The following is a 13,640-nucleotide window of genomic DNA, read 5'->3' as shown; positions in this document are numbered from 1 at the left end:
GTGCGGGCGCATAGACGCGAAAACGCCTGGACGTTGTGGAGAGCCTATCTCCCCGCCGCGTCCGGGCGTCGTCGTTCAACCCGGAGACCCGGTCAGCGCTTCAGCTTCGCCATGGCCCTTTCAATCACCGCGAAGAAGACCGGCGTGAAGAGGATGCCCACGACGGTGGCGACCAGCATCCCGCAGAAGGTCGTGACGCCGATCGCGACGCGCGCGACCGACCCCGCCCCGGTGGCGAAGACCATCGGCAGGACGCCGAAGATGAAGGACCAGGCGGGCATCATCACCGCGCGGAAGCGCTGCCCGGCGCCCGCCCGCGCGGCTTCGTCCGGGCTCATGCCGCCCTCGCGCTTCATCCTGCTGAATTCGACCATCAGGATGGCGCTCTTCGCCGAGAGGCCGATGAGCATCCATGCTTGTGTCGGGGGGTTGAGGATTATTAATCGTCGTGAACGATTGCCGCCTCTAAAAGGGGCAACCTAAATGATAAAAGGGGTAAGCAAGTGCCCTTTTGATTCGAGCCATTAAGGTGAGGAGGGAGGGATGCCGGTCTGCAACTCCCCTCTCTCTCCAAACGACTCTATTCAGCCGGGATGAATTCGCTCGGAATACCTCCGCAGGATAAGAACAGAACATCGGCGGCACGGGAGCAGGCGACGTAATAAAGCGCTTCTTCAGCACGGCGATGCTGCTTGAGGCTCGTTTGATCACGATCTTCCTTATCCGTGAGTTCGAGCGGGAATGTTCCGCGGTTCATGCCCGCGACGAAGACGACCTTGTATTCCAGGCCCTTGATGCGATGCATTGTGGAAATCCGAATGCCGGGAAGTTCCGGATCATCCGCACTGTCTCGACTGATGCGGCGAATATGAATTCTGCCGCTGAGCAGACTTTCGTACAGGGCCAGCTGTTCGTTGGTGCGAACCGTAATGCAGATGTCGCTCTCCGTATAACCGCGGTCGCTTTTCAGCAGGGCCTCGATTTCACTGAGGATCCATTCGCATTCCTCGTGGGCGCTTTCAGCCTTGTGAACGATGGGATCCGGGCCGTGACGAAGAGAGGCATAACCCGTCTTTTCATCTTCGCCGCCTTCCATGTCGTCAACCGTCTTGCCGACGTAGACGGTTTCCGCAACTCGGCGGATTTCGTCCGTGGTGCGGTAGTTCACGCGAAGCTTGCGCGAGCGGCCTCGGATTTCGATGCCGCAAGACGAGAAGGAAATCGGTCGGGCGTAGATTCTCTGGTGAGCGTCGCCAACAAGGAACAAATCGCCTTCCTTGAACGGGTCTTCTTTGGAGATGTCCGCCGTCAAGGCTCGAAGCAGTCTGAGCGTGTCGGGACGGAAGTCCTGAATTTCATCGCAAATCACCGCGCGGAAGAGCCCGTTGGGATAAGTTTTACGAATGAGCTCAATTGCGACTTCGGAGGCATCTTCGACTGTCAGAGCGTCGTGCAGATTGAGCTGCATGCGCATTTCTTCGAAGATCGGCCAGATCGCCTTGCGTTGCATGCGCGTCAGAGCAACGCCGCGGCCGTTTCGAGGCGCAAACATATAGTCCTTGGCAGAGTGGCAGTGCTGAGGAAGCACCACTTCCTCCCATTCGTCACGATAAAACTCGTCGCTGAATTCGAGATCCATCGGCTTCATGATCATGGCGGCTCGCCATGCCCGTTCGTAAACAGACTCGGCCTTTCCAGGATAAACAATGCTTTTCGCACAGCCGTGCTGACGGAGGAATGTCGCCAGCCAGGCGTCGATATTGAGCACCGTAATCCGCTTCATGTGTTCGCGAGAAACGATGGTTCGCAGCTGCGCCTCGATGTCAACGGACAGGTTGCGAGTGAAGGTCGTGAAGAACAGACGATCCTTTTCCGTCCAGTCTGGAAGTTCAACAAGGTGCTTGGCGCGATGGAGCGCAACGACGGTTTTGCCGGTGCCGGCGCCTCCGGTGATGCGGGCGGCTCCATGCCAACGGCGGTCGACGAGCTGTCGCTGCGACGGATGAAGGAAGACTCGCCACTGAGCGAGCGGCTTGTCCATAATGTCGCGCAGCTCTTCTTCGGATTCCACGATTCGGAAATGTCCCGAGTCCAGCAAGCCGGATTCGGTTGCCGGCATGGCCTTCTGGTCTTCGACGTCTTCCCGATAGGCCTCAACGATCCTGTCCCAGGATTCGCCCTGAACGAACCAGGTGAGCATTTCATAAACACGTTCGGGCAGCTGCGCCTGAATGCCGACCAGACCGGATTCATCGGTTACGGCACGCACGACGGCCAGGCGCTCTTCAGGCAGTCCGATGCTGAAGAGCTGCTCGTCGGTGAGCGCCTCGAAAAGGGAGGGCTTCTGCTTGTCTTCCTTTTCCTGGGCACGGGTTGAGACTTCATAGACCTGGACGCTGCGGGTGCGGGAGTTGATTTCGCAGCGATGCATGTCCGCCCAGGCGACGGCTTGCTGACGGCCGCCGACCCACATCGTCAGATAGACGTTGCCAACAAGCTTCAGAACGAGGGCGAGATCCTGTTTCGGCAGGGCCAGCAAATAGTCGGAAGCTCCCTGAAGCGGGATAAGCTCAATGTCGCCGCCCATTCGGAATCGGTTGAGAAAAACCGAAACCGCCTGCTTGTCGTCATCCTTCAAACCGTTGATCTGGGTAAAAATTTTGCTGCTGACAGCAAGCTTTCTCATTTGTTCAAATGCCATCTTTTTACTCTCTTCTCATTCAATTCAAGCCTGACTGACCGCCTCAGCAATAACAGACGCGTTCGTGTCTGCCGGATAAATGGTGACGTTTCCGGCCATTCTTATGCCCGGTTCGCCATACACAACTGCGACCGCCTGATCCTTCCAATACAAGTCGAATGTTTCTTCAATTTCCTGCGTGGCGGGATTGATCCAGTCGATGCCGGCCTCGGGCTTGGGAATCCCGGTTTCAGCCAGCGCGTCAACCAGCCCGGACATTTCATCCGGGAGCAGTTCCATGAGAGCGGACCAGTTGCCGGCAGGCTGTTTGCTTGCGCTTTCGACGGATGTGTCGGCAGCGGATGCTCCCACGGCAAAGTCGGGACGATTCATGGCGTCATGCCAGGGATTCTGAGCAAGCAGCGGGTGATCCGTGCCGAAGGGAACATACGGCAGCAGAAGAGCAGTTCCGTTGAACTGGACGATGTTGGCCATCGACCAGAACTGACGCAGATCCTCGGCAATCGGACTCGATGCCGCTTCGGCCTTCTTTTGGTCGCACAATGCCGCATCCACGAAAAGAGCGGACTGGTAGGGAGGCGTCGCGGTCCACAACGACTGCCAGCATCCGGTGGAAGAGCTGTGTACGACAAGCTGCTTCGGGGTACGGGTCCCCAGGAGCACGGCCTCGAGATCGGCACTGGCCCGGACGGACTGCTTCATCCGGTCGTCAGGGCCAATGAGCGTTGTGAGGGCCATCAAGGCACTGATGCCCTTGCAGGACCTCTGGGCTTCTTCAGGATCGTTAAGCCATTCGAGCAGACGATCGAAGTTGTTCTTCTCTTCCACCCAACGGTCAAGGAGCTGTCCGCCCGTCGGGTATTGAGCGTCCTCTTCGGATTCCAGTAACGGCTTGACTCGGGCGTCATACATCTGGATCAAGCCGTGGGAATGGGTCAGATGGTAAGGAAGGACAGGCGCCTCATGAGCCTCTTCAAATTCCTTGGGAATGTCGTTCCATCCCAGGGTCCAGACATGAAGCCCCATGTTGAGAAGACTCTGTCGCTTCGCACAGTCGTCCTCTACGATCGGAGCATGGAACTGCCAGCCGTCGGTAAAGACCGCCATGGTCCATCCGAGCTTGACGTCCTGTTCGTGAGCGGGCTTGAAAACGAAGTCCGGACGGCAGGGACGGCTACCGCCGAAATCCACCTGAAGATCCATGCGCCACAGAAGACCGGAGCGCATCTTGATGAGGAAATAGACGCGGCCGCCGCCGGAATGGCATTCCTTGCACTCGGAAACAAGGGTCGTGTTGTTCCTCAGGGCGCGAATGAAGGTGGCTTCAAGTTCGCTGTCGCCGAGCGCGGCATCATCGTCATCAAGATGTCCGGATGCCATGTTCCGTTTTTGATCGAGAATGAAGGACACCACGTCGATTGCACACTGCTTCGAAATGTAGGCGCGTCGGTTGGCATTGGAATGCTGGTACAGGCACTGATAGCACCCGTCGGCATCGGGATCGCTGCTGCAGGTGCACTTGGCCATTGCTTCAAGCGCGAGTTCAAAAACGCGCATGAGGTTGGCCGAATCGGACATCAGCTCCTTCAGATAACCCGTGCCGCCGGGCACCGTGTCGTGAACGATTATGAAATGCTGAGGAGGCTTACCTTCTCGCGGCTGGCTCGTTTCCACGATGCGCAGATGGTCGACCGAACCCTTGAAATACCTGCGAAGCCCGAGACGAAGCGCTGCAGACAGGGAGGCCGTAATGATTTCAGGAGAATTGGTCTTGGCCAGCATGCCGCCGGGCACGCGAATGCGAAGCGCCTCGCTCGAAAATTCGCGATACAAAACGAGACCGTCAATCCATTTGGCCTTTTCCGGATGCTTCCAATAGTTGCAGGTAAAGTCGTGCTGCTCGCGAAGGCCAAGCTTGGAATCATCTTCAGGCTTCAAACGGCCGCAGCAGTCGCAGACGGTGAACCCCGGCGCTTCAATCTTCTCGCTGCTGATCGCGAGTTCCTTGGGCTGAGCATCGGACTGGCTGGCGCCGAAGTTGAAGTCCCTGATTGTCACGGACGACAGATACTCAAAGCCAAAGCCTTCGCCGCCGGCGACGGATACGAAACTGTTGCGAACGGCGGTCAGAGGAATATCAATAAGAAGACGACGGTTCTGGAAGTTGCTCGGACGTTCTTCACGATCATCGGAGATGCGGTCAGTCTTGAGGTCCGCCCTCGCGTACACCGTCTTCATCTTCAGCACGGAACGCAGTTGTTCCCCGGCGGCCCAGCGAGGATCGCCGCAGCGCGGGCAGCAGGAGCTGTTGTTCAGCAAATCACGTTCCGAGTACTGGCAGGTTGGGCAGAAATGCCATTTTTCGACCTTGCCATCACCCAATTCGATCTGATCGATGTGGAGAGCGAAATCGTTGACGTAGAACGTGTTGCTGGGCGCCACCTCAAGAAGACCGGACGAAGCGGCTCGCTGGAACTGGAAGCGCTTGTACACGCCCTGCTTGGCCTTTTCCGCAGCGGTAAGCGGGGCGCCGCCGTTGTCGGCAGACGAGGTTCGCGAACGAACCTTGAGTATCACGCCTTCAACCTTAATGCCTTCTTCGGGGAAGGCGTAGTTGGGAAGTAGGCCCTCATCCGTCAAAATCTGAAGGGTGTCCTTTTGAACGTACTCCTCATCAATGAGATCGTTGAGGGATTCGATGGTCGCGGAGATCTCGGCAACGTCGGCATCGCGCGCTTCGTCAGCCGCATCCTTTTGGCGTGCAGTCCTGGCCTTCGCAAGATTCTTAATCTTGAGGAGGGCAGCCAACTGGGCATCCGCCAAGCTTCGGAGCTTGTCGATCAGGCGGTCCTTCATGGGCGTGACGGCGTGCGCCATGTCGCCGAGAAGGAACGATCTGAGGCGCTCGCGCTCTTCAGGCGAGAACATCGTGCGGCCGCTGGCCGAATCCTTGAAGAGCTGAACAAAGTCCGCAAGAAGGGATTCGGCTCGATTGTCGACAAAGTCCAGATAGCCCTGCGGGAAGCTGGCCGGAGTGTACTGAGCCCTGGAGAAGCTCTTGAGAAGGTCTCCGATCTTCTTCGGCAGGGTCGCTCCCTCGACTTCCGACATCCACCGCGTGATGGTAAAGGCCATCAGCTGACGCTCGATGACGGCCATGGCGTGCAAATACACGCCCGGTGCCTCCACGTTGCCGCTCAGCATTTTGTCCGGATCCGTCCAGAAGTACTGGGCATGCGGATTGTTGCCGCAAACGGTCATGGCAAGCGCATTGCCGTCGCGACGGCCGGCACGGCCGATGCGCTGGATGTAGTTCGACTGTTTGGGCGGCATGGAGGCGAGCATCACGGAAGACAGGCTGCCGATGTCGATACCCATTTCCAGCGTAGGCGTTGCCGAAAGAAGATTGACATCCCAAGGTTCCTTGCCGGCACTGAAGCTTTTTTCAATGCGTCCGCGCTCTTCGCTTTCAACGTTGGCAGTATGTTCTCTCGAAATCGTTCGGCAGGGCTGGCCCAGATACAGTTCTTTGGCTTCATCTGCGCTGCAAACCCTGTGCTGAACGCCCGGACAGGCTTTCGAAAGACAGGGCATGGAACTCCACAGTTCCTTCTTTTTACGAGGAACAATATGCCAGCGGCCGCATCGATTGCAGACTACGCGAGAGAGATCTCGGCATACCGTCCAGGCCGTCGGGTCCAAAAGATAGACCTTGGTCTGATCCTGAGTGGTCATGTAGACCACATTCATCAATTTGGCTTCAATCAGAGCTTCGAACAGATGCTTGTAGACCTCTTCCATGGCGGGAAGAATCTCAAGCTGCGCATCGGCAAAGCATGACGAGATCCAGGCGGAATACCAGTTGTCGCCATTGGCAGAAGGCATGACGTGATCGAAAAGATTGTTGAGATCCTTGCTTTTCACGTGTGCGGGCGTGCGCATGATCAGCGGGGCCGGCGGACGGAAATTCTTGCCGTAGGTCGGCAGCGATCGGCTCAGGTTGAAATATGTGAAGGAATTGGCGGTCTTCACGAATTGCATGAAGTCGCCGAGACCGGGCACGTTCGACAGATCAAAAGCCCCGCGGGACTTCTGATGCATGAGGAAGCCTTCGATGAAGTGTTCGATCTGCTGATCCGTGACATAACGGAAGCCGCCGATCTTTTCCTTGCCGATTCTTTCTTTAAAGCACTCGACTGCTAGTGCAACACGCGAAGGCGAAGGCGCCAAAGCGCCGATGTAGGAATGTTCAAGCGTACGGCCGGCATGCGAGCGGATCGTCATTTCCACGAACATTTCCCAGCGCAGGCGGGCTTCAATGTCCTTGACAAGGGAATTCCACGCCTGGAGGTTCTTTTCCGCATTAGTCGCGCCGAACAGGTAGGCGAAGAAGGCCAGCTTGTGATGGGAGTTGACTTCAGAACCGTTTTCTGGCTTGGACTCGCCCATTGCCCATTTTTCAAAATTGAGCCACGGGTAGCGCCACATCATGTCCGTCGGCAAAAATGTCGCAACGAAACGTGCCTGGGCAATCAGGTCGGCCTTGTTTCGAATGATCGGATCATCGGTTTTGAGCAGGTCCGCCTTTTTGCCAAGCCTGGATTCCCAGAAAGACGGAACCTTGAGCAGCAGATTTTCCAAACCGCGCCACGGTTCTTCAACCTCTCGCACATAACCGGCCAGAGCCTGTCGGACGGCAAAGAGATAGGAGCGGGCGCGCAGGAATCCGGAACGCAGCGCAGCATCCTGAACGGAATCGGAGAATGCAATGAGCTTCGGGTCGTCGTTCGAGGTGCTGGAGCGAAGATGACCGAGTGCGGCGGCAGACAGCGTCGCCGAGCGGGCGCCGACCACGCGAAGACTGAAGGGCGATTCACAGTAGGGACACGTCTGGCTGCGAGCGTTGACGACGCCAGCTTCGGTCGAGATCACCTTGACCATGTCAGGAATCCTGACCACGATGAAGTCGTGCTTCTGGCCGCAGACCGGGCATTCGCCGTCGTAAAGTTCGTTTATCGACTTGTGGCCGTCAATCCATTGAACAGACTTGCTTCTCTGGCAGAGAACGTAGATCTCTCTGGGATAGTTTTTTACGGCCTCGGAATATTCGATCTTGGCAATCGGATAAAGCAGCTTCGTATTGGCTTTTTTCGCAAACCAGGACTGATAGAAAGCCTGAAGATTGAGCTTGATCTTGTTCTGATCAATGATGGCGCCCCAGGCCGTGCTGTTGCAGTTGCGGCAGGTTACAACAGGAAGCGCCATGCATTCCTTCGGGTCATGGCTGGCCGCAGGCATCAGGCGGGGGGAGCGTTCAACCGTTGCCACCATATTGGTCAGCTCTCGCATCCACATCTGCACGCGAACATTGAGGAAGGGCACGATGTGGGGTTTGGTTTTGCCCACGAGTTTCAGACGCGCCATGGAGATCATGGCTGCAAGGCTTCTGATCAAGAGCACTACGTCATCATGGGACAGTCTCTTGAGGACACCAACGCGGGCATGCCACTCGTCGGCGAGCTCTGAGATGTTGAAGATCGTTTCATCCGTCCCCATCAGTCGCTTGAAGGCATCGAGATGAGGGAGGGTTTGAGAGAGCTCCAATGCGGTTTTGGACCAGGAGTCGGGCGTGTCTTCAAAGTCCGTAAACTTTCTCGGGAACCAGGCCCACAGCACCGTCGAGATGTATTTGTAGGCCGAAGCATCGCGGGAAACGGACAGGATGCTGTCCACAGCTTCTCGGCCGGGCCAGGCGCCGAGCGACTGAACTTCGCCGAACTGAGCAAAGTATTCTGTCGTCGACAGCCGGTCTTCCTTCACGATCGCATCGTCACTGCTGAAATCAGCCCCGAACACTTGCGTTGCGTAGTTCTTGAGGTCCTCCAGACCGTTGTCGCCGCCGAGCGTGGCCGACGTGCCGACACATACGAGGTTGTCGTCAAGTTCGAGACGATCGCGCAGTCGACGAATCAGACACGCCAGGTCAGTACCCTGAGCACCGTCAAAGGTATGAAGTTCGTCGACGATCAGATAGCGCAAGACATCCTTGTTCGTATTCTTCCACAGCGGCTGATCCTCTTCGCGAAGCAAGAGGTAGTCAAGCATCTTGTAGTTGGTGATCAGAACGTCGGGGGGATTGTCACGCAGCGTCTTGCGATCGGTAATGCAAAGAAGACGCTTGTCGTCCATGCGGACGGATTTCTCGCCGGGCGCCCCGGTAAACAGGCCCACGGACGGCAGAACGCCGATGCTTTCTCGGATTTTGAAGCACAAGTCCGCAAGACGCTTCGCCTGGTCGGAGGCCAGGGCATTCATCGGATAAATGATGATGGCCTTGATCCCTTTGACGCCGGTGTCAAGTGCGCTGAGCACGTAATCCATCATCGGGTAAAGGAAGCATTCCGTTTTGCCCGAACCCGTGCCCGTGGCCACAATGGTGGATTTGCCGCCGGGCATGCGCAGACGCTTGAAGGAGACAAGCTGATGCTGATAGGGCGTAAGGTCCGTGCCGATGTCGCAACGCCCGGACAAGTAGGGAAGAACTTCAGTCATGTCTTCGTCGCCCTTGCGGAAGGGACGACGAATTTCCAACCAGGGCCCCTTGATGAAGTTCTCTCGCTTGGCGAGAAAATCGTCCACCATGGATTGCTCGAAATCACGTCCGGAGCGGAACCCGGGTGTTGCTACAGGGAACTCGCGCTCGATAAACGAGCGCACGCCGTCTTCAATGTCTTTCTCTACCACGCTTGGAAGCATGCTGATGTTCCTGATCCTAGTTGTGCCTCAGAGGCTGCAATCTCATGTTGAGTATATGCAACCTCTGGGACATTTGACGTCTTAATCGTTGCTCTTGACCTGAAATTAGGGGATGTCCGTCCATCCGAAGCGTTTGCCGAATACGCGCCATGCGGTCTCGTAGTCCTTTTCACGATCCATCTTGAAGAACGGAGCGTAATAGGTCACAGTGCGCATTTCAGGAGTGCCGTCAGTCATGCTGTCGTCTGGGAAGGTCTTGGAGACAAAGCCTTCCTTCATGTTCTTGACATCCTCAAAACCAAGGCCCTTGTCCGAACAGGCGTTGCCGTTGATTGCATATGTAATGCCTTCTGCAGCATCCTTGGGGCGAGATTTGTTGGGCAGGCCGACACCGGGCAAGCCGGCGTTAGTCGTAAACACAATTCGTCCCTTCTGGTCGTACCACGTGTTCTGCTCATAGTCACGCATTACGCGGAACCTCATGCGGAAGAGCGTCTTGAGTTCTTCCAACGTAAAGCCCATGGCGTGCGCAGTGAGAACGTCGATTTCAAGCAAGGCTTGTCGACGGGATAAGTCCGAACGTAGAGCACAGTTACGATTCCACGAGTTGGACAAATTCTTAAACCACTCTGCATTGAGGCCGGATTTGATTTGAGTCCAGTAGTCGGTGTTCCATTCGGTTGAATATTGCTCAGACCAACAAGACTTGTAATCCGAAATCAGGCAATTCAAACCTAGAATTCTGCACATGATGGCGCTTTCAGATTCTTTGTATGCAACAAAAGGTAAGCTCTTAATCACTGATGGTTGTAGATGCCCCTTACCCAGCTGTCGCACAGCTGCATCCATTGGTAGTGATGCAAAATTGGCTGCAATTGTTAGGATGGTATGAAAGTTAGGTGTAGAAATTCCGTGAATGGTAAAGACCCAAGACACACCTGGAGGATAAATAGCAGATGTTAGTGTTCGTTCACTATCAGTACCGACCATTTCGCGATAGGCAATGCGCCAATGCCTATCGAACGGAGTAGGTTGATCTTCTTGAGTAATGCCGTTTGTCTTTGTCTGGACAACGTTGATTACCTTATCCCATTCACACTTTACCTGCCGAGCGTCATAAGTTTCCTGATCGCAAGCCTGTTCATACTTGGCACGAGGCACATAGTCATCAGGAATGGCTTCAAGGTCAATGACTGACCATGCCTTATTACTCGTGCAAGGATTTCGTGGTGTTTTGAAAAGAGGACTTCCCACGCTCAGGTGCGGTCCATTGAGAATGAGCTTGTCAAAGGATGCGGGACGCTTCGTTGATAGCTTAGGAAATTCTCGAATGGTGCCATCAACTCTTGCGGTCGTTTCGTTCCACATTGAAGAGATCGTAAGGTCTTTGACATCTTTGATTCGACAAGGAGCCTGACCAAATTTTTCAAGAATCTGTAGCAGGGATTCGCAGTGAATGTTAGGCAAAACGGGCGCTTTAGGATCAGTGTCAAAGACAAGGCCGATCATTGCCAATGCTTCATTGTCTAAATAAATTACGCGATCCTTATGTCCGGTAAGGTTCCAATTCCCGTTGGAATCTTTAATCCCCTCAACTATCCCCTTGTCATCCGAGGTAAAGCTCTCATCGATGGTTTTAGGATGAAAGACATTCATTATCGCTTTAATGGTTGTTTTCGAAAGGGTGGGTCCGTAAATTGCTTGACAGAATTGCGTTTCATTGTGTACTTCAGGAAATAGCTTTCGCTCATTCGTGAACTGAAAGATATAACGGCTTCGTCGATAGGCACTTTTTCTCAGCGTTAATCCATTAGTTTCTGTAAAAACAGTTAATGGATGAACAAAGCCTTGAACACCGTCGGCAGCTGCATTAGACCAGGCGAGTGGTAGAAAAACTTTAAAAAGATCCATGCGGCACTTATCCAACTCGGGATAATTACTGGCGCTACCACAGAAATTCTGAGTTCCTGCAGCCTCTTCGTATTCGGTTCTCCATGCTAGAGACAGGTCTTCATGCATGTCGATCCAGAGACGGCCGTCAACTTCTTGCAGAAGTCGTTTTCTAATAGTAGGTGCACTTTCTTTTTCGAAAAGCACATACGGTAAGAAATCGCCGATAACAGCACTAGAGTTCCATGAGGCGACTCTCCAGGGAGGGTTCCCCAACGTAATGTCAAAGCCGGTGGGGGAGCCATCAGGCGTCTTGTAGAGAATGTCAGCGAAGCGAAGCGGCCAATGGAAGAAGCGAAGGCGATCGGCGACTATGCGTGCAATATGCAGGCGCGGATTGGCATCGAGTTCGGCTTCAAGCAAACTACCGGAATCGTCTTCAGCAAACGATTCAGTCTCCTTTTCTTCAAGGGCAGAGAAAAGATCAGTGGGCTGCTGATCTTCCAGCTTTTCGATGCCGTAGACCTCGCTGGCAAGAATGGCGCCCATGTCGGCAATAAAGTCTGCCCGACTCGGGAAGGAGTCGGCTTCCTTGATGGGCCAGAACCAAAGCGAACACCAGTAGTTCATTGCCGTGCGAAGACGCGTGAAATGGCCGGAGTCCATACTTCCGTCACCCACCCGGGTAGATTCGGCAAGAGCATTCTTGGCTTCATAGGACAAGATGACATGTCTTTCGGCCGTATGTCCGTAAATGTCGTACGGATCCGTCGTGGATGTGCGAATTCGTGCAAGTTCTTCAGCCCATGCATCCCAGTGTTGGTCTACCATGGCAGACAGTTGCTGGAGCTGAGTAACTTCGTCGTGAGTGAAGGACTTGTTGAAGGCCTTGCGTTTGGCGGCCAGCTTCTTGAAGTCGTTTTCGTAGACGGCCTTCATGTCCTTGTCGGCGTAGTTGATCATGTCGGGATCAGGCAGGAGGAACTGCCAGACCTCGTCTTGATTGCGATCCCGATTCGTCAATTCGTGCGGTGCACTGAAGTACCATTTCTTGCCGTCATCTGATTGGGCCGTGCACACACGACGGCGACAGCCAAGGAGCGAATTGCCGCACTGCAGCTGCAAACCGAACCAAGGCACGAACTTGTCTGAAGAGAGCGCGTTGAGCCAAAGCGAAACCTGAGCGAGTTCAACGGCGACGGGATTCAAGTCGACGCCGAACACGTTGTTGTCGGCGAGGTACATCTTCACGCGCTGAAGCTCTTCGTTGTACTTCTCCTGCGAGAGACGTTCGCCTGCGGCCTTTTGGGCGTGCTCCATGTATTTGGCGGCAAGCTGATTGATGGCTTCGTTCAAGAAGGTTGCGGATCCCAGTGCCGGCTCGGCGATTTTGAGCTTGAGGATTCGCTCGGCCTTGGCCTTGTCATCCGGAAGCTTGTCGATCACGGTTTCCCAGTATTCCTTGAGAACGTACTTGACCAGGCACTGGGTGAGGATTTCAGGCGTGTAGTAGGAGGCTGACTTTTCGCGTTCGCGTCCCGTCAGACGATAGATGAAGGTTTCCTTCGGATAAACCTTGAGAACGCGTTCGCCAAGGGTATTGGTTTCGAACACCTTCTGATCGTCGGTATAGTGGCCGGAATCGATTTCAGCCTTCGTGACGAAGTAGCCCGCTTCGAACTCATCGCGCTTGGACGGATCGGGCGAGACTTCGTAGAGGTCTTCCTGCGCGAAGAAGCCGCGATAGGAAAGCAGGGCTTCATAGACGGCGCCGAGCTGATGGATGCCGAGGTGGGCGTACGAAATGCGTCCGCGTCCCTGACGACGACCACGACCGCGGCCGGTATCCGAGAGGCTCATCAGGCGAACAACCTGCTGCAGCGTTTCGTTGGTGAATACGACCTTGTTGAGCTTCGGCGTCTTGGAAAGGTCAAAGAGAGAGCCCTGGAAGGCGCTGATGCCGAAGATCTGATGCATGCCGTGCACGACTTCACTTGGCGAAGCAGAAAGACGTGCGCTCTTTCCGTCGGTGCCGTTCGCGAAGAACGTGACGAGCAGATTGATGGAGTCGTTGAAGAAACGACCATTGCGGTCCTCGTCCGTCAAAAGCGGCCGGCTCTCAATTTCGCGCAAGCCCTCGAAGGCGTACCCACTCTGGTAGACATCGTTGGCAATCGGTGCATACTTGAGGTCCGGACGGGCTTCAATGAAGAGCAGGAAGAGAATGCGGTACATGTAGCGAGGGAGTCCGACAAGGTGTGTCGTGAGATACTCCGTCTTCCGTGACGGAGTT

General features: G+C 55.1%; 4 protein-coding genes. All 4 read right to left on the bottom strand.

Annotated features, from left to right (window positions below):
* Positions 1-92 precede the first annotated feature (92 nt).
* Entirely contained in the window at positions 93-410 is a 318-nt protein-coding gene (locus tag ACT6Y9_RS03580) for an efflux RND transporter permease subunit (protein ID WP_443743523.1), read from the bottom strand.
* Between the two features lie 170 nt (positions 411-580).
* Positions 581-2,701 (bottom strand): 3'-5' exonuclease, encoded by a 2,121-nt coding sequence (locus ACT6Y9_RS03575; protein ID WP_443743522.1) that lies wholly within the window; start codon positions 2,699-2,701, stop codon positions 581-583.
* Between the two features lie 24 nt (positions 2,702-2,725).
* Positions 2,726-9,457 carry a DEAD/DEAH box helicase gene (locus ACT6Y9_RS03570; RefSeq protein WP_443743521.1) on the bottom strand — a complete coding sequence of 2,244 codons (6,732 nt, stop codon included), beginning with the start codon at positions 9,455-9,457 and terminating at the stop codon, positions 2,726-2,728.
* A 105-nt stretch (positions 9,458-9,562) separates the two neighbouring features.
* Positions 9,563-13,582 carry a hypothetical protein gene (locus ACT6Y9_RS03565; RefSeq protein WP_443743520.1) on the bottom strand — a complete coding sequence of 1,340 codons (4,020 nt, stop codon included), beginning with the start codon at positions 13,580-13,582 and terminating at the stop codon, positions 9,563-9,565.
* Positions 13,583-13,640 lie beyond the last annotated feature (58 nt).

The organism is Sutterella sp. (assembly GCF_052272535.1).
In the GTDB taxonomy this organism is placed as follows: domain Bacteria; phylum Pseudomonadota; class Gammaproteobacteria; order Burkholderiales; family Burkholderiaceae_F; genus Sutterella.
This window is presented reverse-complemented; position numbering and strand designations above follow the sequence as displayed.

Coding starts and splice junctions, on each gene's coding strand:
- ACT6Y9_RS03580 (WP_443743523.1), bottom strand. CDS start 410: ATGCTCATCGGCCTCTCGGCGAAGAGCGCCATCCTGATGGTCGAATTC.
- ACT6Y9_RS03575 (WP_443743522.1), bottom strand. CDS start 2,701: ATGGCATTTGAACAAATGAGAAAGCTTGCTGTCAGCAGCAAAATTTTT.
- ACT6Y9_RS03570 (WP_443743521.1), bottom strand. CDS start 9,457: ATGCTTCCAAGCGTGGTAGAGAAAGACATTGAAGACGGCGTGCGCTCG.
- ACT6Y9_RS03565 (WP_443743520.1), bottom strand. CDS start 13,582: ATGTACCGCATTCTCTTCCTGCTCTTCATTGAAGCCCGTCCGGACCTC.